This window comes from Paenibacillus amylolyticus (assembly GCF_050990605.1).
In the GTDB taxonomy this organism is placed as follows: domain Bacteria; phylum Bacillota; class Bacilli; order Paenibacillales; family Paenibacillaceae; genus Paenibacillus; species Paenibacillus amylolyticus_H.
Genome location: NZ_CP158832.1, coordinates 5,862,236 through 5,884,602 on the forward strand (window position 1 = coordinate 5,862,236; position 22,367 = coordinate 5,884,602).

General features: G+C 47.2%; 23 protein-coding genes and 1 riboswitch. All 23 genes read right to left on the reverse strand.

From position 1 onward, the window contains the following. Positions 1-425 precede the first annotated feature (425 nt). The gene (locus tag ABTV53_RS25745; RefSeq protein WP_017691949.1) at positions 426-650 is read right to left on the reverse strand and encodes a DNA-directed RNA polymerase subunit beta; all 225 of its coding nucleotides are present in this window, start codon (positions 648-650) and stop codon (positions 426-428) included. A 12-nt stretch (positions 651-662) separates the two neighbouring features. Then, positions 663-1,502 (reverse strand): flagellar hook-basal body protein, encoded by an 840-nt coding sequence (locus ABTV53_RS25750; protein WP_433747873.1) that lies wholly within the window; start codon positions 1,500-1,502, stop codon positions 663-665. A 44-nt stretch (positions 1,503-1,546) separates the two neighbouring features. Further along, a complete protein-coding gene (locus tag ABTV53_RS25755; protein ID WP_433747875.1) occupies positions 1,547-2,431 on the reverse strand; it encodes a flagellar hook-basal body protein in 885 nt (294 codons plus the stop codon). A 102-nt stretch (positions 2,432-2,533) separates the two neighbouring features. Then, positions 2,534-3,532 (reverse strand): rod shape-determining protein, encoded by a 999-nt coding sequence (locus tag ABTV53_RS25760; protein ID WP_133386096.1) that lies wholly within the window; start codon positions 3,530-3,532, stop codon positions 2,534-2,536. A gap of 219 nt (positions 3,533-3,751) precedes the next feature. Next, complete coding sequence (spoIIID, locus tag ABTV53_RS25765; RefSeq protein ID WP_024632710.1) at positions 3,752-4,039, reverse strand: sporulation transcriptional regulator SpoIIID; 288 nt, start codon at positions 4,037-4,039, stop codon at positions 3,752-3,754. 171 nt (positions 4,040-4,210) lie between these two features. Next, the gene (locus ABTV53_RS25770; protein WP_145149371.1) at positions 4,211-4,951 is read right to left on the reverse strand and encodes a M23 family metallopeptidase; all 741 of its coding nucleotides are present in this window, start codon (positions 4,949-4,951) and stop codon (positions 4,211-4,213) included. Between the two features lie 479 nt (positions 4,952-5,430). Beyond that, positions 5,431-6,771: a stage II sporulation protein D gene (spoIID, locus tag ABTV53_RS25775; RefSeq protein WP_433747879.1), complete on the reverse strand. Its 1,341-nt coding sequence runs from the start codon at positions 6,769-6,771 to the stop codon at positions 5,431-5,433. 469 nt (positions 6,772-7,240) lie between these two features. Continuing rightward, positions 7,241-8,587 carry a UDP-N-acetylglucosamine 1-carboxyvinyltransferase gene (murA, locus tag ABTV53_RS25780; RefSeq protein WP_433754344.1) on the reverse strand — a complete coding sequence of 449 codons (1,347 nt, stop codon included), beginning with the start codon at positions 8,585-8,587 and terminating at the stop codon, positions 7,241-7,243. A gap of 522 nt (positions 8,588-9,109) precedes the next feature. Then, positions 9,110-9,367, reverse strand: coding sequence for a DUF1146 family protein (locus tag ABTV53_RS25785; RefSeq protein WP_017691941.1), 258 nt, complete (start codon positions 9,365-9,367; stop codon positions 9,110-9,112). Between the two features lie 616 nt (positions 9,368-9,983). Continuing rightward, entirely contained in the window at positions 9,984-10,388 is a 405-nt protein-coding gene (locus tag ABTV53_RS25790; RefSeq protein ID WP_215077371.1) for a F0F1 ATP synthase subunit epsilon, read from the reverse strand. 60 nt (positions 10,389-10,448) lie between these two features. Further along, on the reverse strand, positions 10,449-11,852 hold the full coding sequence (gene atpD / locus ABTV53_RS25795) for a F0F1 ATP synthase subunit beta (protein ID WP_047840699.1): 1,404 nt from the start codon (positions 11,850-11,852) through the stop codon (positions 10,449-10,451). Positions 11,853-11,947: 95 nt separating this feature from the next. After that, positions 11,948-12,820 carry an ATP synthase F1 subunit gamma gene (gene atpG, locus ABTV53_RS25800; RefSeq protein WP_036612560.1) on the reverse strand — a complete coding sequence of 291 codons (873 nt, stop codon included), beginning with the start codon at positions 12,818-12,820 and terminating at the stop codon, positions 11,948-11,950. Positions 12,821-13,028: 208 nt separating this feature from the next. After that, on the reverse strand, positions 13,029-14,543 hold the full coding sequence (gene atpA, locus ABTV53_RS25805; protein ID WP_047840700.1) for a F0F1 ATP synthase subunit alpha: 1,515 nt from the start codon (positions 14,541-14,543) through the stop codon (positions 13,029-13,031). Positions 14,544-14,559: 16 nt separating this feature from the next. Then, positions 14,560-15,108, reverse strand: a complete 549-nt coding sequence (locus ABTV53_RS25810; protein ID WP_036612565.1) for a F0F1 ATP synthase subunit delta — start codon at positions 15,106-15,108, stop codon at positions 14,560-14,562. Then, complete coding sequence (atpF, locus tag ABTV53_RS25815; protein WP_036612568.1) at positions 15,105-15,593, reverse strand: F0F1 ATP synthase subunit B; 489 nt, start codon at positions 15,591-15,593, stop codon at positions 15,105-15,107. The genes ABTV53_RS25810 and atpF overlap by 4 nt, the downstream gene beginning before the upstream one ends. A 113-nt stretch (positions 15,594-15,706) precedes the next feature. After that, positions 15,707-15,931, reverse strand: a complete 225-nt coding sequence (gene atpE / locus ABTV53_RS25820; protein ID WP_017691934.1) for a F0F1 ATP synthase subunit C — start codon at positions 15,929-15,931, stop codon at positions 15,707-15,709. Positions 15,932-16,009: 78 nt separating this feature from the next. Continuing rightward, positions 16,010-16,828 (reverse strand): F0F1 ATP synthase subunit A, encoded by an 819-nt coding sequence (gene atpB, locus ABTV53_RS25825; RefSeq protein ID WP_433747884.1) that lies wholly within the window; start codon positions 16,826-16,828, stop codon positions 16,010-16,012. Between the two features lie 45 nt (positions 16,829-16,873). Then, entirely contained in the window at positions 16,874-17,251 is a 378-nt protein-coding gene (locus tag ABTV53_RS25830) for an ATP synthase subunit I (protein WP_062836961.1), read from the reverse strand. After that, the gene (locus tag ABTV53_RS25835; RefSeq protein ID WP_017691931.1) at positions 17,244-17,498 is read right to left on the reverse strand and encodes an AtpZ/AtpI family protein; all 255 of its coding nucleotides are present in this window, start codon (positions 17,496-17,498) and stop codon (positions 17,244-17,246) included. Before ABTV53_RS25835 ends, ABTV53_RS25830 begins: the two co-directional genes overlap by 8 nt. Positions 17,499-17,684: 186 nt before the next feature. Next, positions 17,685-18,842, reverse strand: coding sequence for a non-hydrolyzing UDP-N-acetylglucosamine 2-epimerase (wecB, locus tag ABTV53_RS25840; RefSeq protein ID WP_433747888.1), 1,158 nt, complete (start codon positions 18,840-18,842; stop codon positions 17,685-17,687). A 50-nt stretch (positions 18,843-18,892) separates the two neighbouring features. Further along, entirely contained in the window at positions 18,893-19,522 is a 630-nt protein-coding gene (gene upp, locus ABTV53_RS25845) for a uracil phosphoribosyltransferase (RefSeq protein ID WP_017691929.1), read from the reverse strand. 429 nt (positions 19,523-19,951) lie between these two features. Further along, positions 19,952-21,199, reverse strand: coding sequence for a serine hydroxymethyltransferase (gene glyA, locus ABTV53_RS25850; protein ID WP_165980299.1), 1,248 nt, complete (start codon positions 21,197-21,199; stop codon positions 19,952-19,954). 272 nt (positions 21,200-21,471) lie between these two features. After that, complete coding sequence (locus tag ABTV53_RS25855; RefSeq protein WP_433747890.1) at positions 21,472-22,068, reverse strand: TIGR01440 family protein; 597 nt, start codon at positions 22,066-22,068, stop codon at positions 21,472-21,474. A gap of 141 nt (positions 22,069-22,209) precedes the next feature. Next, a riboswitch (ZMP/ZTP riboswitch) is annotated at positions 22,210-22,291 on the reverse strand. Positions 22,292-22,367: the final 76 nt, after the last annotated feature.

Here is a 22,367-nt window from a genome sequence, read left to right on the forward strand (position 1 = left end):
ACGATGGTCGTTACGGTTACGGATCGTCCCTCTGATCGCTGTTGTCTCCGAATTTTTTTGATCAACCTTATAGAGGTCTAAAATTCGGCCACAAAGGCAAGCGCTTCGCTTCTTCTGAACGATTCCGTCCCCTCGACTCACTTCGGAGCTGCAAGATCATTCTCAACATGACAAAGTCAAAAGCCCATATAAATGGTTTTTAATTTTAAAAGTTTGTATGGAAAGCATATTTTCGGTTAACACTAGTTATATCCTTCATGACTGCAGTATTGAAGGTTAAGATAAGGGGTCTCTCTTCGCGATGACGAATGTCTTTCGCAGGGGAGGCCTCTTTTGTGACGTCAAACGTCATCCATCATTATACTGTTTTCAACGTCAAAAAGAAAACTCCTGCCTGCGCAGGAGTTTTCGCTTAACTCGTTACATTATGGAGCGAACACCAGATTATATACATGTTCCCATGTACTCCATTGCCATACGGAACCGATATCCTGTTTGCCCAGTACCACATATCCAGCTACCATTCCACCAGCGAGGGCAAGAACAAGCAGGACCGGGACCAGGAACCATCTTGCGATGCGCCATCCACTCTTCTTCTTCTTGACTTCCTTTTTCTCTGGCTTACTGTTCTGCTGCTGTGTTTCTGTCATCACATTCACCTTTTATGCTCTCATATTGTTGGCAAGACCCAACATGGAATCACTTGAAGTTAGCGCCTTTGCCGCCAGCTGATATGTCCGCTGTCCTTGCATAAGCAAAGACATCTCCTGTGTCATATCCACATTGGATTGCTCCAGATATCCTGGACGGATCAAGGCAGCCGCTTGACGTGTAGCTGCATTAGCACCAAACACATCATCCTCGGTTAATCCCGCGCCCAGACCAAACAGGTTGTCCGCATATTGTACCAGCCCTTCAGGCCGTTCAATATCTACCACTTGCAGTTGTGCTCCAATAGTGGCGCTCGCCTCATTACCGCGTCGAATTAACAGATTGCCATTTTCATCAAAAGCAACCTTGCTATTATTCGGTGCCGTTATACGATTCCCTAGACGATCCAGGGCAAAGTGGCCTTCGCCATTGACCATCACCATCATATCTGGTGCATTTGGATTAGCTTTTGGTCTTGTATCTGGTACAAAATGAAATGCACCCTGACGTGTCCACATTTTCTCCCCATTTGCTTCAACCGCAAACATCGCATTTCCCTCAATAGCCAGGTCGGTCGGAAGACCTGTCTCGTTCAAGGGGCCTTGAGACATATCCTTCGTCACATCTGCCAAACGAGCACCAAAACCGAGGTTATATCCCATCGGTGTGGAGCGTCCATCCAGTTTGTACTTGTCCGGTTGTTGTTGAACACGGGTAAGCACATCCTCGAAGGCCGCTTGTTTGCTCTTATAGCCTGCCGTATTCACGTTGGCAATATTATCGGCAATGACATCCAGACGTTGCTGTATCGCAGTCATGGAAACTTTGGCACTAATCATGGAATTATTCATCGGTGGTTACCCTCCCGCTGTGCGGTTATATTTAAACGTCGGCGTTATACACGCCCGACTTCATTGACGGCTTTATCCAGACTGCGGTCGTAGAATTGTACAACCTTTTGGTTCGCTTCATACGCGCGGAACGCGGCGTTCATATCGACGGTGGCCTGTGAAGCATCCACATTCGAGCCTTCCAGGTAACCCTGACGGATCTGCACATTATCTCCTGCAGCCATCATCCGGGCAGTTGCGCCATTTTCATCGCTGAGACTGAAATTGCCATCACCTTGACGAACCAGTTGATTCGGCTGGTCAATGACACTAATGCCGAGAGTAACCCCTGTCGGTGCACCCGTTGCTGCATCCACCAAACGGCCTTGCTCATCCACTTTAAATTGCTCTACGGAACCTGTCAATACGATTGGTTGTCCATTATTATCCAACACTTGTGAACCTGTCGAACTCAACAATTGTCCCGTTCCTGTAATCTCGAAGTGACCATCACGTGTATATCCGGTGTTACCCTCTGCATCCTGAACTGTAAAATACGCCTGAGGCTGGTAAGTCACTGTGCCATCGGCCCGTACAAATTTGCCTGATGCGTCAAACGGGACAGGTTGTCCAGTCTGCGGATCGTTGACAGTCATATTGGATGAAATGGAAAAATCATTCTTCTGCCCCGTCTCCATAATGGTCCCCTGCAAATTCATGGACAAACTTTCTTCCGCGAACACTCCCGTGTTCAGCTTGCCCAGCCGCTTTGTCGGGAGATTTGCATCTCCGCCTACCAAGGTAATGAGCATTTCCGGGAAGGAACGGCTTACGCTGTTCACTTGTTTGTATCCCGTGGTGTTCATATTTACGATATTCTGTGTTGCTGTGTCATGGCGGCGTTGTTGCGTAATCATTCCCGCAGTAGCGGTGTACAGACCTCTTAACATGAATTAACCCCTCTCCTCAAGCGCTTGACCTGCATTGCAGGTTGGCTGCTTGTCCGTTCTGCTTCCCGAGCATGGCGAACCTTTGCTTTTTATATCGGCAGATTAGAACTTTTTCTTAACCACCTGATCCAAATTATTAAGCATAATGCCTGTCCCCTTCACGACACAATGCATTGGATCTTCCGCAACCCATACCGGTACATGTAATTCATTGGACAAAAGCTCGTCCAGTCCGTTCAGCAATGCACCTCCACCAGTCAATACAACACCACGGTCGATAATGTCCGCTGACAATTCAGGCGGTGTACGTTCCAATACCGATTTGGCTGCCACGATGATGGATTGCACGGAATCCCAAAGTGCTTCCTGTACTTCATTTCCCGATACCGTTACGGTAACAGGCAGACCGGATACCATATCGCGTCCGCGAATGTCCATCTCCGTTTGATGTCCACCCGGATGTACGGTACCAATCGCAATTTTGATATCTTCAGCGGTCCGTTCACCGATCATGAGCTTGTACTTGGCTTTGATAAACTTGATAATGGCTTCGTCGAACTTGTCCCCTGCGACTTTAATAGAAGAGGCGGTGACCACGTCGCCCATAGACAGGACTGCAACGTCAGTCGTACCGCCGCCGATATCCACGACCATATTGCCGCTCGGCTGAAAAATATCCATTCCCGCACCGATCGCTGCCGCTTTCGGCTCTTCTTCCAGAAACACTTCTTTGGCACCACTGCGTTCTGCCGCCTCGCGGATGGCCTTCTGCTCCACGGAAGTAATGTTCGTTGGTGCACAGATCAAAATTCGAGGGTGGCTGTACCAGCTTCTTGCACCCACACGATTAATGAAATGTCTGAGCATCGCTTCTGTAATCTCGAAGTCCGCAATAACGCCGTCACGCAGCGGTCTAATGGCAACAATGTTACCTGGAGTACGCCCCACCATACGACGCGCTTCTTCCCCAACAGCAAGGACACGCTTCGTATCTCTTTCAATGGTCACGACGGAAGGTTCATCGAGGACTACCCCACTTCCTTTCACGTGAATAAGCACGTTGGCCGTGCCAAGATCAATACCGATATCCTTGCTAAACATAAAAGAGCCCCCAAAGTGATATTATTTGGTCAGCGTATCCTGTGAAAAAGAGTCCCTTATCACGTCACCGCTCGTTCGACAAAGTGCAACATATATATGTAAAAATCGGGCTGATAAGATGTCATAATTCGATCCTGTACCAGCTTTTAACATATCATACTTCAGGGGAGGGATTCAATGCATGTGTGAGCTTTTTGACCTACGTCTTTGTGAAGATGCTTACGATTTGGCGGAAGCCAACACCTCACGTTTCTTGCCACTCGTTTTTTTGTATTTAATTTTGGTCGCTTCACCGCCCCGCAAATGGCGAATGGACTTGTGATACTCCAAGATGTGTTTCACCTGGTCAGCAAGATCAGGGTTGATTTCCGGCAGACGCTCCGTCAGATCCTTATGCACAGTACTCTTTGACACGCCGAATTCTTTGGCTATGGTACGGACCGTATTCCTCGTCTCAACAATGCAGCGACCAATTTTGATGGTCCGTTCCTTGATGTAATCGTGCACGCTCCCGCCTCCCTACTGTGTGGATAGTTTGGTACATTATATGAGGAGCATGCCTATATATTCGCGGTTTAGAGGTGTGACAAGCTTCGAAGGTCCCATTATTTTCTGAAAAGCACAAAAAGAGCAGAGGTTCAACCCCTCTGCCCATCATGTTGCTGCGGTAAAATTCATTTATTTTTCCGGAAGATATCCTTGCGGGTTAACCGGCTGTCCGTCCTCGTATACTTCAAAGTGAAGGTGGTTGCCAAGCGTTTTACCCAATTCATTGACGCCAGCGGATGCAATCGCATCTCCCTGTTTCACTTCGTCGTCCTGTTTCACTTTGACGTCTGCCAAGCTTTGATATACCGTCTTCAGGTTATCGCTGTGTGTAATTTCCACAACCTGACCTGTGAGCGGGTTTTGCTCAACCCGGGTAACTTTACCGGCAAGCGCTGCTTTGACTTCAAACGTTTTGTTATCCCCACGTGCCAGATCCACACCCGTGTTCGGGATAAATGTATCATTGTACTGCACCATTGCCGCTTCATGTTCCTCGGTTGAAGCTTCGCTATCATAGAATGGTTTCACTACCGAAATTTCGGACGGTACCGCTACCGGCCATACAAAATTCTCCGACTTTGCGACAACTTCCACACTTTCTTCTTCTCCGCCTACTGCTGTTCCTTCTGTACCCGCCGATGCGCCTGTTTCTACTACCCCGCTAGCAGGGTCCGAGTTCAGCGTTTTGTCGCCTGTGCCCTGATAGACCCACACTAAGGTTAGTATAATGCCTGCTGCTGCGATGTAGGCTGCCGGGAAGACCCAGCGTTTGGACATTGCTCTTTTCCATGAAGAGGGCTGGCTAGCCGGTACTCCTTGAGTTGTTTTAGGAGTTTCTTCTTGGACTGTTTTTTTGTTTTGTTCATTCATCTTGATCACCTCAGTAACAAGTGTTACCGGGTGCAACTCTTTTATACACGCGCGACTCTAATTATTTTCACGGAGGTTTCAGAGAGTGCTATATATGTGTGGTGGTGGGTGATTAGTTCGTGTGCCCCTTCGTGGCCAGAAAACCTTTCGACCGGCTGTTACCCCCGGATTTCCTGATTATATTCTCCCAAGGGAGAAATCGGTGATAAAGGCGGACGCTTTGCTTCTACAGGCCTTTTCTGTCCCCTGCGCTCCCCACACGCTAGCACTCTCCGCATATATAGCCGAATCTCGAAAGCTCCGGAATCGGTGGCTGGTAGAGAAGACTGGATTGCTGGTTTGGCTGTGATGGTCAATCCTCCTATGAAGTACATTTATCGGTGAGAGCGAAAAGATATAGGATGTGACTGAGATACCACGCTTCTGAGATTCGTTAGCGTATCCATTCGAAATTAATTCGCCATCCATGTTCATCTCTCCTACTTGGATGCCAACATCTTGGATGCCTGTCCGAATGAAATGCCGGTATAGTAGTGTTTGAGAATCTGGGTGGCCGTGTGTCCCTCCTGCGCCATGCCATTTGCTCCCCATTGACTCATGCCAACCCCATGCCCGTATCCATACGTTGTAATCTGGACCTCGTCACCTGTGGTCTTCCAACTGAACTGGCTTGATCTTAATCCAAGCAGCTTGCGAACCTCGGGACCGCTGAATGTTTCACCTGCGATCTGCATTTCCTTAATCCGATGTCCTTTGGTTGTAGACAATACTTCCATCCACGATCCACCCTTCTGGGCGGTAACCGGTATGGCATCCAGGTTCAACTTCTGCAGAATCTCATTACGCTTCATGGTAACGGTCTGCTTGAATCCCGGTGCCAGGTTTTTGTCCCACGGACTATCTACACTTTGCAGATACGGCACGGCGTTCCCCCATACATCCTCGGCATTCTCGGTATACCCATTACTTGTGGAAAAAAAGGATGCGGTGATCGCCTTGCCCTGATATGTCATAACCGTATCTCGACTTTCACGTACAGCCTGTTGCAGCTTCTCCCATTCCTTTGCCTTCCCGAGACGTGTCCAATCCGCTTTAACCTGATCTGGTGGAATAAACACCTGATGGCTGACCGTATCCGTCACATCTGCCGCACCTGATGGAACACCGCTTGTATCACTCGCAGCTAACCTGCGCACGATAAATGTGCGAGCTGCGATCGCCTGCGCTTTTAACGCCTCCAGTCTGAATTCCGCAGGCATCTCAGCTGCGACAACCCCGATAACATAGTCTTCCAATGGCAGATTCATCGTTGTGCCCGTTGCAGACAGGTATACGCGCACTTGGGGTTCAGGGTAGGTAACAGGAACGGCTGGCGCAGGAGCTGGGGTTCTTGTGCTGCTGGAATCGGTTGGAGCAGGGATCGGTTTTGGTGACTCGCTTGTCCGCGGCCATACCAGAATGACCGGAATCAGCAGCGCCATTGCCAATAAGGCAGATACAGCGGCAGCAGGTTGCCAACGTGTCGAGTTGCGTCCCCACCGGGGTTTTCGTCCAAATGTCCGCATTCGGCGACGCTTCACACGGCGGAACTGGTCCAGCTCAATAACAGGTATATGAATGTGCTCGGTAGTCTGTCGGTTCAGCTCATCTGTCGACACCCGTTCTGGAGTTGATAATCTTGCAGGCTGTGAGGAAACAGTCCTCAGTTTTAATGGGGCGGACTTGTCTTTTTCCACTCCAGAAACGGTATTTCCCTCCGGCTCTTGCATACCTGAACGAGGGACAAGGGGTACCTTTACCTGTACACGAGCTTCTTTCATTCGACTATAACCCTCCGTTATCTATGGCCGGTCTTGTGCCGGTCGTGTTGTTCAAATCCATAGTTTAGGTTATGAGCTGGCTTGATCTGATAGAACCTGATTTAAGAGAAACGAGGCCCTTTTCGTTATGTTCAATTTCCTGTTTTCTTTTGCTATGTACATCTCAGAAACGTTGATCTGTCGCTGAATACCGGTGTTTAGCTGGATCCGACACCCTATATAAAGTACGCTCTTTCATTTGGTTCAGAATCGATACAGAATACGATGTTATGTTATACAAGTTAGGACCAGCTATTAATAGAATCAGGTATCAAATATCTCGTTATCTTCTTAAAAGTAAACACAAAAAAAGCCAAGCCGGATGGCTTAGCTTTATCATTTTTTACAATATACGTTCCATCGCATTCATAATCCACACAATCGTGTGACTCATAATTGGGGGACCATATTTTTTCTATTCAATCCAGTGTTAAGCCAAAGTGGGTTGCACCTTAAACATCGGTACTTCTTTCTCCACTTTTTCACTAGGTGCTTTGGTTGCTTCCAGCTTAGGCTCATCAACCGAGATCCGATAGATGTCAGCGCCAAGTCCGTTAAGCTTCTCAGCGAGATGTACATAGCCACGGTCAATGTGATGAACACCGCCCACTTCCGTTGTACCTTCAGCAACAAGACCTGCAATAATGAGTGCGGCACCCGCACGCAAATCGGTAGCCGTTACTTTGGCACCCTTCAGTTTGGCACTACCTGTGATGATGGACGAACGTCCTTCAACTTTGATCTCCGCATTCATCAATTGGAATTCATCCACATGCATGAATCGGTTTTCAAAAACAGTCTCTGTCACGACACTTGTTCCTTCAGATGCGAGCAAGAGTGCCATCATCTGGGATTGCATATCTGTCGGGAATCCTGGGTAGGGTAATGTTTTCACATCTACAGCTTTAAGAGGACGATCTGCAATTACACGCACGCCATTCTCATCCGGTTGGATCGTTACACCCATCTCTTCAAGCTTCGCGATAACGGAGCCCAAATGATCAGAGATTGCACCTTCAATGTACACGTCACCACCAGAGATTGCAGCAGCAGCCATATACGTACCCGCTTCTACCCGATCCGGAATAACCGTGTGTGTTACGCCTGTCAGTTTCTCCACACCTTCAATGCGGATAACTCCAGTACCGGCACCACGTACGATGGCGCCCATTCCATTCAGGAAGTTGGCAAGATCCACAATCTCAGGTTCTTTGGCCGCGTTCTCCAGAACAGTTACACCTTCAGCCAATGTTGCAGCCATCATAATATTTTGAGTGGCACCTACGGAAGCCACATCCAGATAAATTTTCGCGCCACGCAACCGACCTTGGCTACGAGCTTCGATATAACCTTGGCCCAAGCTGATCTCTGCGCCCATGGCTTCAAAACCTTTCAAATGCTGATCAATAGGCCGTGTACCGATGGCACATCCACCAGGAAGTGAGATTCTTGTATGACCCATACGAGTCAACAAAGGCCCCATGACCAGGAAAGACGCCCGCATTTTACTTACCCATTCATACGGGGCTTCACAGGAAGTAAGTTTCTCCGCATTTACGGTAATCACTTCGTCCCGGTATGTAACTCCCGCTCCCAGCGATTCCAACACCTTGTTAATCGTCATCACATCGTCTAGAGGAGGTGCGTCAATAATAACGCTTTGTCCTTCTTCCCCTAAGAGAGAGGCAGCGATGATCGGAAGAACAGAATTTTTAGCGCCGCTAACTTTGACACTTCCGGTCAACCTTTTGCCACCGCGGACGATAAATTTGCTCATCATGGTTCCCTCCGCGCTTTTATTCCCTTTTCTTCATTCCGGAATACGTAAGCCCCACTGTGTGTAGAAAGGACTGTTGCTGTGTGTGGAATTTCGACATATTCTGGCATATTGCCACAGATGTCTATTCAGAAAAGAATTGGTTTTTATAATCCATATCAATGATACCATGTGCCGTGCGTCTTGCTAATCAGCATGTAAAATTAGTGTCTTACAAGCCAGCAGAGCATCAGAACAGACAGAGTGGGATGGTTATTAGCCGGCATGAACCGGATATCCCGTTTATAACTACAAAATAAGTGAACAATTGTGAATTCCCTAACTTCCATCATAACATTATTGAATTATACGATACAAGCATTTTTACATAAAACATCTCAGATTCATCCAATTTTACGTCACACTTTTTTCTTAATTTCTTTACCGACAACTCATACTCTAATTGTTAACACAATTAATCGATGTTATTCGACAATGAGCAGCTTGAAGAACCTAACAGATGATTAACCAACCATCTCAACATTAAAACAAATTACGCAACATTTGTGTCCAGGACAAGTAGTCAATGACAAAGCCAGCAACGGCATGCCCCAAGATAATGGCGAGCAACAAATGTAACAATCTTCCCTGAGCACCTCGTGGCTGTCTGATGATTAAATCCAGTTTGAGATTTGTCAAAGCCCACCAAGATAATGCAATACATAAAAGGGAGACGATGATTGAGACCAAGCCATTGGTACTTAACGCCTGATTCACCTGATTTGTCAGATCAGTATCCATATATTCTTTACCTCCACATTTGTTGCAGCGATCAGCATATCATATGCCCGGCACCCATAACTTGTTAGTATACTGGAATGACTTGAGCATAACATACTGAGCGTACTGTCAGATTTATTCCTGCCAGGCAGGAATCTCCTGATGCCCAATCACCGAGCAGCAACAATGCGGCTGTGCATGACTATGGAATCTACTACGCAGCTTCCTGCTTCTGCTGACTCTATGGAATATAGGCTCTTTCATCATACATTGTCAATTACATTGATTTCCACTTCTAAAATATTCTAATTTTAAAATGCCGGGATTTTGTGACTAAAACGACATAAAAGAGCGCTATTTCGATATCGATTCTGTCATTTCCTCGGAAATAATTTTAAATCTCTTATGAAAAAAATGGTTCTCTTAGTGGTAAATGCGCCCACTACTTTAGTCCTACATTCTATTCAAATCCTCATAATCGGTGATTAATTTGCTTAAGAATGCTTCTATAAACTTCTCTATAATGAAAAATTTCTTGAATGGTTCAAACTAATAATATTGCTATTTTCGAAAACAGTTCTATCAAACGAACTCAAAAAAGCCCAGCAGACTAAGCCGCCGGGCTTCTAAGAATCATTTATTTGCCGAACACATTAATCCGGTTAACCGCTTTTTGCAGTGCAATCTCTGCACGACGGTGATCAAAGTGGTCCTGATTGCTTTGGCTTGCAAGCCGACGTTCTGCCCGCTCTTTCGCCGCACGCGCACGATCCACATCAATGTTTTCCGGGAATTCAGCACTCTCTGCGAGTACAACAACCTTATCTTTACGTACTTCGATAAACCCGCCACCGATAGCAACTCGTTTATTTTCTTTTCCGTTATGGATATAGATTGGTGCAATCTGCAAAGGTGTAACCATAGGAATATGACCAGGCAGAATGCCCAGCTCCCCTTCAATACCACGAGCTGTAATGCTATCCACTTGTTCTGAATAGACCAGACGCTCGGGTGTTACAATCTCCAACAAAAAGGTGCTCAATTCCATCCCTCCTGAAACTATCCGAAGGATAGCCCACCTAAGGACAATCCTGGATTCAGACTAAACCAGTGTTTTGGCTTTCTCCACTGCCTCTTCAATTGTACCAACAAAGAGGAAAGCTGCTTCCGGAAGATCATCATACTTACCTTCGAGAATCTCTTTAAAGCTGCGCACCGTTTCTTTAACCGGAACGTATTTACCCGGAATACCGTTAAATGCTTCAGCAACGTGGAAAGGCTGGGACAAGAAACGTTGGATTTTACGAGCACGGTATACAAGCGCTCTGTCTTCTTCACTTAACTCGTCCATACCCAGGATTGCAATGATATCTTGCAATTCATTGTAACGTGCCAAGATACGTTTAACGCCTTGAGCTACGCTGTAGTGTTCTTCACCTACAACTTCAGGGGACAAGATCCGGGAGCTGGAAGCCAACGGATCTACCGCAGGGTAGATACCCATCTCCGAAATTTTACGCTCCAGGTTCGTCGTTGCATCCAAGTGAGCAAACGTCGTTGCAGGAGCCGGGTCAGTGTAGTCATCCGCAGGCACGTAGATGGCCTGGATGGATGTTACAGAACCTTTTTTCGTTGATGTGATACGTTCTTGCAGTTGACCCATTTCTGTTGCCAGCGTAGGTTGGTAACCTACCGCAGAAGGCATACGTCCAAGCAAAGCGGATACTTCTGAACCCGCTTGGGTGAAACGGAAGATATTATCGATAAAGAGCAACACGTCACGGCCTTCTTCATCACGGAAGTATTCCGCCATCGTCAGACCTGTGAGGGCAACACGAAGACGTGCGCCTGGAGGCTCGTTCATTTGTCCGAAGACCATTGCTGTTTTGTTGATAACGCCGGAATCACTCATCTCGTGATACAAGTCATTACCTTCACGCGTACGCTCACCAACACCCGCAAATACGGAGATACCACCGTGCTCTTGTGCGATGTTGTTGATCAATTCCTGAATCGTTACAGTCTTACCTACACCGGCACCACCGAAGAGACCGATTTTACCACCTTTAGCGTAAGGAGCAAGCAAGTCGATAACTTTGATTCCTGTCTCCAGCATCTCTGCTTGGGTAGTCAGTTCATCAAATGCAGGTGCTGAACGGTGAATCGGGTTCTTGTGTTCAGCAGCTACAGCACCGCCAGTATCAATTGCTTCGCCGAGTACGTTAAATACACGACCCAGTGTTGCTTCACCGACAGGTACAGAGATTGGTGCTCCTGTATCTAAAGCTTCCATACCACGAACAAGTCCATCCGTGGAGGACATCGCAATACAACGTACTCGGTTGTCACCCAGATGTTTCGAAGCTTCGAGTGTAAGGTTTACACTAACGCCGCTCTCACTTACTGTAGTGATCGTAATGGCATTGAGGATTTCCGGCAGACCGCCGCGATCAAACTCGACGTCAACAACCGGACCCATGATGCTCACAACGCGTCCTTTGTTCATCTTAACGTTCCCCTCCTACAAGCCTGCTACTTTTGCAAAAATAATGTACCGTTCGTTTATCTTTGCTCTGCAAGCCTTCATTAATAAAAAAACGGTTAGCCTTGTGCTGCGTTGGCACCTGCCACAATTTCCGTAATCTCCTGCGTAATCGCCGCTTGGCGGGCACGGTTGTATGTCAATGACAAGTCATTAATGAGTTTGGATGCATTTTTGGTTGCATTACCCATTGCCGTCATTTTCGCACCCAGCTCACTCGCCTTACCGTTCAGAAGTGCACCATAGATCAGTGTTTCCGCATAACGCGGAAGCAAAACTTCAAGTACAGCTTCAGCAGACGGCTCGTATTCGTAGCTCGCCGTTGGTCCTTCCGCAGCAGTTACCTCAGGTGTTTCCATCGGAAGAAGTTTTTCTACCGTAGGAATCTGGGTCAACGCATTCACAAAGCGGTTATAACAAATGTACAATTCATCAAATTCAGCCAGTTCAAACCCATGAACAGCTTCGTGTGCGATGGATTTGATGTCTGCAAATGAAGGCGAATCCGACAGATCCGTTGTTGTGGATGCCATCGCAATTTCACGACGTCTGAAGTAATCGCGTCCCTTACGTCCAATGACGAACAATTCGTAGTCATCCTGGGAGTTGTGGCGCTCTTTGAGCGTCTGATTAACCTGACGCAAAACGTTCGCATTGTATCCACCTGCAAGACCACGGTCCGATGTAATGATCAGGTAAGCTGTCTTTTTGACCGGACGGCTCTCCAGCATCGGGTGCTGTATACCTTGCGTGCTTGATGCAATACTAGCTACAACTTCTTTCAGTTTCTCCGAATAAGGACGGGCTGCTTCCGCTTTTTCCTGCGCTTTACGCAGTTTTGCAGCAGCTACCATCTCCATTGCTTTGGTGATCTGCTTGGTGCTTTGTACGCTTTTAATTTGCCGCTTAATTTCGCGCATGCCTTTTGCCATGATTTCACCACCTTAAAGTTTTGACAAAGTCAAAACTACATCGTAAGCACAATCCTACTTTGGCAGAGCCAAAGTTACTTCGTAAGCATTCACTAGTTTTGACTCTGTCAAAACTAAGTCGTAAGCACAACCCTGTTTTGACAGAGTCAACGTATTACATGCAGACATGCGGAATCGGTTAGACAACTCCGCACCTGCAATCATTTATTTAGACAGAGACAGCAAAGCTCTTTCTGAACTTCTCAATTGCACCTTTCAGTGCATTTTCGTTGTCTGCAGTCAATTCTTTAGTATCACGGATGGATGCAAGAATCTCCGGATGGCTGCTCTCCATGAACGCGAGGAACTCACGCTCAAAACGAGTCACATCACCTGTTGGAATCTCATCCAGGAATCCTTTAACCGCAGTGTACAAGCTGACAACCTGTTGTTCTACAGGCAGAGGCTGGTTAACACCTTGCTTCAGGATTTCCATCATGCGCGCACCACGATTCAGGCGGGCCTGAGTCGCTTTATCCAGATCGGAACCGAACTGGGAGAACGCTTGAAGCTCACGATATTGAGCGAGGTCGAGACGCAGGGAACCTGCGACCTTTTTCATCGCTTTGATCTGAGCAGAACCACCGACACGGGATACGGAAATACCTACGTTGATCGCCGGGCGTTGTCCAGCATTGAACAAGTCAGCTTCCAGGAATATTTGTCCGTCCGTGATGGAGATTACGTTCGTTGGGATGTATGCAGATACGTCAGAAGCTTGTGTTTCAATGAACGGCAGTGCGGTTAAAGAACCACCACCAAGCTCATCATTCAGCTTCGCAGCACGCTCCAGCAAACGGGAGTGCAGGTAGAAGACGTCACCCGGATAAGCCTCACGGCCTGGTGGACGACGAAGCAACAAGGAAAGCTCACGGTATGCAGAGGCTTGTTTGGTCAAGTCATCATAGATGACCAGAACGTGCTCGCCTTTGTACATGAAGTACTCACCCATCGAACAACCGGAATACGGTGCGATGTACAAGAGTGGTGATGGATCGGAAGCTGCTGCAGTTACAACGATTGTGTACTCCATTGCGCCTTTACGACGAAGAGTTTCCACAACTTGAGCAACCGTAGACTGTTTCTGACCAATAGCCACATAGATACACTTCATGCCGCTACCCTTTTGGTTCAGGATCGCATCAATTGCGATGGATGTTTTACCTGTTTGACGGTCACCGATGATCAACTCACGTTGTCCACGACCGATTGGAACCATGGCATCAATGGCTTTGATCCCTGTTTGCATCGGCTCATGAACCGATTTACGATCCATTACGCCCGGTGCTTTACCTTCAACCGGACGGAATTCCGTTGTAGCGATTGGCCCTTTGCCATCTACCGGAATACCGAGCGGGTTCACAACGCGTCCAATCAATGCTTCGCCTACAGGCACTTGCATGATTTGACCAGTACGTTTCACTTGGTCACCTTCACGAATATCGTAGTAAGGTCCCAGGATAACGACACCGACATTGCTTTCTTCGACGTTCATGGCGAGTCCCATAACACCGCTTGGGAATTCAACCAACTCGTTGGACATGACGTTCTCAAGTCCGTAAACACGAGCGATACCATCACCAACCTCGATTACCGTTCCGACTTCGACTACATCGATATCGGTCTTGTATTGTTCGATTTGGCTCTTAATTAATGTACTGATTTCTTCTGGTTTGATACTCAAGTGTCCTCACCCCAATCTACTGTACTCGTCTGTTAAAAGACTGCTCAAGACGTTCGAGCTTGCCAGCCAAGCTGCCGTCATAGATCGTATCGCCAATGGCGACTTTCAATCCGCCCAGCAGAGTCGGATCAACAATGTTCTCGATACGAATCTTTTTATTCACACGGCCACCAAATTCACGGGCTACCGCTTCTTTTTCTTCATCATTCAACGCATAAGTCGAGTAGACACGTGCATCAGCGATGCCCAACGACTCACCTTGGATCTTCCGATAATCATTCAGCAAGTCTCCCAGCAATTCAACGCGTCCGCGCTCAATCAACAACAAGACTGTACGAAGGACTGAATCGGATACCTTGCCATCAAGACTTGAGTGAATCACGTTCTGCTTGGCTTCATCAGAGATATTAGGGGATACGATAAATTTCTCGATATCTGCATCTCCGGTCAATGCACTGACTACTGCAACCAGTTCCTGTTCAACCTCAAGCACCTGCTGTTGCTGAAGAGCAACTTCGAACAATGCTTTCGCATAACGTTTGGCAACAATCGTATCGCGGCTCATTGTCGGCCTCCTACCTCATTGAGGTATTGGTTCACAAGCTCTTCTTGTGCAGGACCGTTCTCAACTTCTTTTTTGATCAACTTGGATGCAATCTGAACGGAAGCTGTACCCAGTTCGCTGCGAAGTGCTGCGACTGCTTTGTTCTTCTCGCTCTCGATTTCGCGTACTGCATCGTCTTTCAGACGATTAGCTTCAGCTTTTGCATCAGCCAAAATCGATTCAGCTTGTTTGCCACCTGTTTGTTTGGACTGTTCAATGATGTCGTAAGCATCTTGACGCGCTTGCTCAAGAGCTTGTTTTTGTTCCTCCACATAGGCAATGGCCTGTTCCCGAGTCTGTGCAGCCTCATTCATCTGCGTCATCACGAGTTCACGACGTTTTTCCATAATGGAGAACAAAGGCCCGAAGGCATAACGGCTAAGCAGCCAATATAAAATTGCAAATGCAACAATCGCAAGAAGCGTATTTTCCCATATGAAACTCAATCTGTTCACTCCTTCCTGGAGGTATCCTTGAAACGTCATCCGTTCGAACGGACATTACCTAAAAAGAAGGCGCGGATGGCTATGGCCTTCCCCGCCAAACCTTTAAAATTTAATTAAGCCATACCGTAGAACATGAACGCGAGTACCACACCGATGATCGGCAATACCTCGATCAAACCTACACCGATAAACATTGTTGTTTGAAGAGTGGATTTTGCTTCCGGTTGACGGGCAATACCTTCCACCGTTTTGCTGATTACCATACCGTTACCAATACCTGCGCCAAACGCGCCCAGTCCTGCAACAATTGCTGCTGCGATTAATGCCATTGCTCCCATTTGTATATCCTCCTTAAAATGATAAATCGAATTTTTTATTGTTCAGCCTGGTGAAGAAATCTTCGTAGGGCTTGAAACTTAATGCTCGTCGTGCGTCTCGATGCTCTGTGAAATGTACACCATCATCAAGATAACAAACACAAATGCCTGGATCGCGCCGATAAAGATACTAAAGCCTTGCCAGACCATAAGTAGCGGAATCGCTGCAATAGCACCAAACACTTTAAATGTGGTCAGTTTCAGGATCGTTGCGATCAGTACCTCACCCGCGAAGATATTCGCGAATAGACGCATACCGTGTGTCAACAGCTTGGATGCCGTCTCAATCAAGTTGATTGGCAAGAACAAGGCGAATGGCTTCAGGTAATGCTGGAGATATCCTTTGGTGTTACGGAACAATCCAAGTCCATGAGATACAAGGAACGCTACGAGAGCAAGTCCCATCGTTACAGACAAGTCGGCTGTTGGTGATTTCCACCAGGCCAGTTCAACGTGTGGGTGTGCTTCAGGATCCTTGGCATGCGCTTTTTCAAACGCCTCCACCGCGGTAACAATCGGCTGACCGAACACTTGCGCATGTTCTGCACTGTCCACTGCAGTTACTGCTTGGAATGGAAGTCCGAGCATGTTTCCTACAAAAATGAACATGATCATGGAAAGAGCGAGAGAGATAAAATGTTTACCTTTCTTCATATCCATTGTGCTGGAAATCAGATTGCGGACGAATTCTACTGCCCACTCCATAAAATTTTGCAGCTTGCCGGGATTTTCAACGGATAATCTCCGTGTTGCCAGTACAGCAAAAATAAAAACAAGGGCACCTGTAACTACCAGCATCAACAGAACCGATAGATCCAGTCGAAATCCGCCAAGCATAATAATTGGAGCTTCATGCATATTTTTCTCACCCCTTTCTCGACTTGAAAGCTACAGCCCTTAACATCATTCTGCTCTGCGGGAATGGACAATCCCTATAATCAGTAAGGAAAATTGTGCAATGACGAGACCGCCTGCAACCGCATATGTATTGAAGTACTGCGGAAAGCGCATCGATATGAATATACCGAGCACAGCGAGTGCCGCTCTTGTCAAAAATCCCAGGTTCACACGCTTCAAGTTACCCTCTGCCGCATCATCAGACATTTTCCTTACTTTGTAGCCCAAGTAAAATGCATTGATCCAGCTAATTCCTGTACCGAGGGCCAGTCCCAAAGCAATTGTCTCCACACGTGGCATAAAGGCCGCTGCGAGAAAACAAATCATAAGAAAGTACATGATGAAAACAGTCATCGATCTGCGGTATCTGGTTAGTTCACTCATCACTTTCCCCCATGATTTTTTTCGCGATAAAGTAGATGCTTACACCGCCTGCCGCAAGAAAAAAGAGAACGCTTACGGCGATCCATATTCCGTTACCTCCGATGGTCTTGTCCAACCAGGAGCCAGCGTAATATCCGGCAACAGCGAGAATGGCAATCTCGATCCCAAAAGCTGTCACGAGCCCCATCGCTTTCCATACATTATCGTCATGGTTACGGGATGAATTTGGTTTGTTCGAATCGGCCATTTTCCACGCCACCCTTGCAATCCCAGTTAATTTTACTGAATGATGAGAGCCTTTGTCAATTGAATGATTTTAGCGTTTTAAAGGGGAAAACGACGGGAATACAGACCCTCAAAGCCCATAAACCCGCGTAAACCGTACAGTTTAACTGTATGCTATGCCCTTTATAAATCCGTCAGAAAAAATGTATTATTTTTTGAATTTTCTGTGAAATGATTCCGGACGCTCACTATTTACACCGAAATGGTGCAAAATCGCATTGACAATTCTTTCCGAAGCATGTCCATCACCGTATGGATTGGCAGCCTGACTCATGCTTGCATACAGGGTTTGGTCTGTAAGCAGAGCTTTGGTCCGTTCATACACACGTTCCTCTTCGGTACCTACCAGTTCCAGCGTTCCGGCTTCAATACCTTCCGGGCGTTCTGTTGTATCGCGCAATACGAGCACAGGCACACCAAACGAAGGTGCTTCTTCCTGCAAACCGCCTGAATCGGTCAAAATCAAGTGAGTATGCGGGTAAAAGTTATGCAAATCCACCACGTCTAGTGGATCAATTAATTGAATACGGGGATGATTCCCCAAAATCGCGTGAGCCGGCTCCTTCACAGCAGGACTTGGATGCACCGGGTACACGATGGCAATATCTTCAAATTCGTCGGCAATCCGTTTGACGGCCTGGAAAATGTTGCGGTGAGGCTCGCCTTGAGATTCACGGCGATGAGCTGTCATCAGCACAAGGCGTTTGCCTTGGGCCCAATCAAGTACCGGGTGTGTGTAGTCCTCCCGTACTGTATATTGAAACACATCTGTTACCGTGTTGCCTGTGACGTACGTACTAGACTCCGATTTATTTTCTTTGGCAAGATTGGAAGAAGACCAGTCCGTAGGCGCAAAATGTAGATCAGCCAGTACTCCTGTCAGCTGACGGTTCATCTCTTCTGGATATGGAGACAGCTTGTTCCACGTCCGAAGTCCTGCTTCCACATGTCCTACCTGAATCTGTTGCAAAAATGCTGCATAACTCGCTACAAAGGTAGTCAATGTATCTCCGTGAACCAGTACAATATCCGGTTTAGCTTCCGCTAACACCGGCTCCAGACCGCCAAGGACACGAATTGTAATCTCATTCAATGTCTGGCGGTCTTTCATTACATCCAGATCATAATCGGGATGAATGTCGAAAACTTCAAGTACCTGATCCAACATCTGGCGATGCTGCGCAGTTACGCAAACAATAGATTCAATAGACTCAGGGTGTTTTTGCAATTCCAAAATAAGCGGAGCCATCTTGATGGCTTCCGGACGCACCCCGAAGATCGTCATGACTTTAATTTTGTTGGACATTCGAGCAAAGCCCCTTTTCTATAAGTTCCGATTACAAGCATGCGATATGCTTATTTAGTGCCGTATAGACGGTCTCCTGCATCTCCAAGCCCTGGAACGATATAACCATGATCATCCAGACGGTCGTCCAATGCTGCTACATAGATGTCCACATCGGGATGTGCATCCTGTACAGCTTTAACGCCTTCCGGTGCTGCTACCAGGTTCATCATTTTGATTTGGGTACAGCCGCGTTTTTTGAGCACGTCAATGGCTGCAATTGCCGAACCGCCAGTCGCCAGCATCGGATCAATTACAATCAATTGACGCTCCGTCACGTCTGTAGGCAGTTTGGTGTAGTACTCTACCGGTTGCAGTGTTTCCGGGTCACGGAACAGACCAACATGTCCAACTTTTGCGGCTGGCAACAATTTCACAACGCCATCCAGCATTCCGAGTCCTGCACGGAGAATCGGCACCAATCCGAGCATGCGTCCAGAGATGACTTTACCTTGTGTTGCAGCTACAGGTGTCTGTACATCAATCGTCTCCAGTTCAACATCTCTTGTAATCTCATAAGCCATCAACGTTGCCACTTCATCCACCAATTCACGAAAATCTTTCGTATTCGTACGCATGTCGCGTATAAACGTCAGTTTGTGTTGAATCAAAGGGTGATCACATATTACTAATTTTCCCATCTAATTTGTCCCTCCGGTAAGTTCTTCATGTTCAGCATTTCCAAATATACCTAGCCACCATTCATGGGCTCGATAAATCCTGTATATTATATCATCACCAACAACGAATTACACCATCAAAGGGCACCCAATCATTACAGAATACCGAATCCTATAAAAAACAGGACCGGAAAATGATCCATCCGGTCCTGTTTTGCTCCTGCTGTTATGTCATTGAGAAAATGAAAATGATGAATACAATAGCACTCCGCCTACAGAATGATCCTTCGATCGATGTTATCCCCAGATTTTTTTTATTCTCCTTTTAACAAGGGAAAAATCCGGGGATAAAGGCGAACGCTTCGCTTCTGCGGTCTCATTCTGTCTGCTTCGTTTTTTTGTATCCCATTTTAAGAACATCTCAAATACAAACACCATAAGCAAAGTTTTTTAGTATTTAAGGTCGGTATACAGCGGGAATTGGTCTGTCAGGGCAGTCACTTCTGCACGAGCTTCATCCAGCTTCGCTGTATCTTTTGGATTTTTCAGCGTTTTGGCAATGATCTTACCGATCGCTACCATCGCTTCTTCGTTCATGCCACGGGAAGTTGCAGCAGGTGTACCAATTCGAATACCGCTCGTCACAAACGGGCTTGTCGGGTCGAATGGAATTGCATTTTTGTTCACGGTAATGCCGATGGAATCAAGCACATGCTCAGCTTCCTTACCTGTGATGTTTACACTGCGTGTGTCGATCAGCATCAAGTGGTTATCTGTACCACCAGATACGATGTTCAATCCTTCAGCGATCAGTGTTTCAGCCAGAACCTGTGCGTTTTTCACAACGTTCTGTGCATATGTTTTGAACGAAGGTTGCAAAGCTTCTCCGAATGCTACCGCTTTGGAAGCGATCACGTGCATCAGAGGTCCACCTTGGGAACCAGGGAATACCGCTTTATCAATCGCTGCTGCCCATGCTTTGCGGCACAGAATCATACCTCCACGAGGTCCACGCAGCGTTTTGTGTGTTGTTGTTGTTACGAAATGCGCATGTGGAACCGGGTTTGGATGCAAACCAGCAGCAACCAGTCCTGCGATATGAGCCATGTCCACCATGAACAAAGCGCCTACATCATTGGCGATGGAAGCCAGCTTTTCAAAATCAATGGTACGCGGATATGCACTTGCACCTGCAACGATCAAACGAGGGCGGTGTTTGAAAGCCGCTTTGCGTACTTCATCATAATCAATCAGGAATGTATCTTCCTGTACACCGTATGCTACAAAGTTGTACAGCAAACCAGATGCGTTAACCGGGCTACCGTGTGTGAGGTGTCCACCATGGGCAAGGTTCATACCAAGCACAGTATCACCAGGTTTCAACGCTGCAAGATATACTGCCATGTTCGCTTGTGCGCCGGAGTGAGGTTGAACATTCACGTGTTCTGCTCCGAACAATTCTTTTGCACGATCGCGCGCGATGTCTTCAACGATGTCCACATGCTCACAACCGCCATAGTAACGTTTGCCTGGATATCCTTCAGCGTATTTGTTGGTCAGAACAGATCCCAATGCTTCGATTACTGCTTCACTTACGATGTTCTCGGATGCAATCAGTTCGATGTTGTTCTGTTGACGTTTCAGTTCAAGATTCATCGCTTCCAGTACTGCCGGGTCATTCTTGCGCAATTGTTCCATGATTAAATTCCTCCCAGTTATAAGTGAAGTTATAAAGTTAAACTACAGTGGTTACACTCCTGACTTCGATTGCATCACCATCTTCCGATCGCTGTTATCCCCGGATTTCTCTGAACTCCCTTATAATAAGGGGAAAATCCGGGGATAGCGTATGCTTCCGATGTAGCTTTCCTTCGGAAAGCTTTCAGACGAACGCTTCGCTTCTTCAGATTGGTGTTGCACTCTTCGTTTTCGTGTAAAGTCTAAATTTAGCTTTATATTGGTTGAAGATATCAGTCACAAAATGTCGAATCTGGTTGTTGTTCTTCCATACGATACACCGCGCGTTCGCCGCCAATCAACTTCGGACGAGTCAACGCTGTGGTTACACGTGCATCTCCAACATAACGGAGCGCTGTACGATAGGGTACGGCTACATGCCGGAGATGCATCCCAATCATCGTCTCCCCAATGTCCAGTCCCGCATGGGCCTGCACATGTTCAGCCAGGCATGGATCGGTCAGCGAACGATATGCTGCGGATGCCATTGAACCTCCGGCCTTGGGCACGGGTACTGCACCAACCTCGGTCAATCCAAGACGAGTAAGCACAGAACGTTCCATGACCAGCGCACGGTTCAAATGCTCACAACATTGGAATACCGTGTCAAAACCGAATTCCTCCTGCACTTCGCGTATACCCGCAAGAAGCTGCTGCGCCACTTCAATGGCACCACTCGTACCAATCCGCGCGCCTGCGACTTCACTTGTGCTTGTACCGATCACAACGATCTGTCCAGGCCCAAGCTGTCCTGCAAGCGCCAGTTCATGCAGAATGGATGCGGTCTGTTCCTGCAATCCGGGTTGTTCCGAATCTAACTCTATAGTCATCCTATCATCGCCTCCCGATAAAATCATGCCCGCTGTCTCTTGGCTGTCCTTCGTATTCTTGCACGGCATCTCAGGACCTATTATAGCGAATAATCAGATGAAAGACGAAAAAAAGAGCAGTCTGCGGGTAACGCAGAAGTGCTCTTTTGCCCAGGCGACCGGCCGTTTGTTCCGGTGCTCCATCGTGGTTATGCCCACTTCGTCGCCAGTTACACCGGATCCCTGTTTTCCCCTTCATCATAAAACAACCCGCGGCTAAAATCAACGGTTAATTTACATCACATGTCCTATATAACCTG

Bases quoted from the DNA above. Each gene is read 5' to 3' on its own strand.
- ABTV53_RS25745 (WP_017691949.1), bottom strand. From the start codon at position 650: ATGACAGAAACACAGCAGCAGAACAGTAAGCCAGAGAAAAAGGAAGTC.
- ABTV53_RS25750 (WP_433747873.1), bottom strand. From the start codon at position 1,502: ATGAATAATTCCATGATTAGTGCCAAAGTTTCCATGACTGCGATACAG.
- ABTV53_RS25755 (WP_433747875.1), bottom strand. From the start codon at position 2,431: ATGTTAAGAGGTCTGTACACCGCTACTGCGGGAATGATTACGCAACAA.
- ABTV53_RS25760 (WP_133386096.1), bottom strand. From the start codon at position 3,532: ATGTTTAGCAAGGATATCGGTATTGATCTTGGCACGGCCAACGTGCTT.
- ABTV53_RS25770 (WP_145149371.1), bottom strand. From the start codon at position 4,951: ATGAATGAACAAAACAAAAAAACAGTCCAAGAAGAAACTCCTAAAACA.
- spoIID (WP_433747879.1), bottom strand. From the start codon at position 6,771: ATGAAAGAAGCTCGTGTACAGGTAAAGGTACCCCTTGTCCCTCGTTCA.
- murA (WP_433754344.1), bottom strand. From the start codon at position 8,587: ATGAGCAAATTTATCGTCCGCGGTGGCAAAAGGTTGACCGGAAGTGTC.
- ABTV53_RS25785 (WP_017691941.1), bottom strand. From the start codon at position 9,367: ATGGATACTGATCTGACAAATCAGGTGAATCAGGCGTTAAGTACCAAT.
- atpD (WP_047840699.1), bottom strand. From the start codon at position 11,852: ATGAACAAAGGACGCGTTGTGAGCATCATGGGTCCGGTTGTTGACGTC.
- atpG (WP_036612560.1), bottom strand. From the start codon at position 12,820: ATGGCAAAAGGCATGCGCGAAATTAAGCGGCAAATTAAAAGCGTACAA.
- ABTV53_RS25810 (WP_036612565.1), bottom strand. From the start codon at position 15,108: ATGAGCCGCGATACGATTGTTGCCAAACGTTATGCGAAAGCATTGTTC.
- atpE (WP_017691934.1), bottom strand. From the start codon at position 15,931: ATGGGAGCAATGGCATTAATCGCAGCAGCAATTGTTGCAGGACTGGGC.
- atpB (WP_433747884.1), bottom strand. From the start codon at position 16,828: ATGCATGAAGCTCCAATTATTATGCTTGGCGGATTTCGACTGGATCTA.
- ABTV53_RS25830 (WP_062836961.1), bottom strand. From the start codon at position 17,251: ATGAGTGAACTAACCAGATACCGCAGATCGATGACTGTTTTCATCATG.
- ABTV53_RS25835 (WP_017691931.1), bottom strand. From the start codon at position 17,498: ATGGCCGATTCGAACAAACCAAATTCATCCCGTAACCATGACGATAAT.
- wecB (WP_433747888.1), bottom strand. From the start codon at position 18,842: ATGTCCAACAAAATTAAAGTCATGACGATCTTCGGGGTGCGTCCGGAA.
- upp (WP_017691929.1), bottom strand. From the start codon at position 19,522: ATGGGAAAATTAGTAATATGTGATCACCCTTTGATTCAACACAAACTG.
- glyA (WP_165980299.1), bottom strand. From the start codon at position 21,199: ATGGAACAATTGCGCAAGAATGACCCGGCAGTACTGGAAGCGATGAAT.
- ABTV53_RS25855 (WP_433747890.1), bottom strand. From the start codon at position 22,068: ATGACTATAGAGTTAGATTCGGAACAACCCGGATTGCAGGAACAGACC.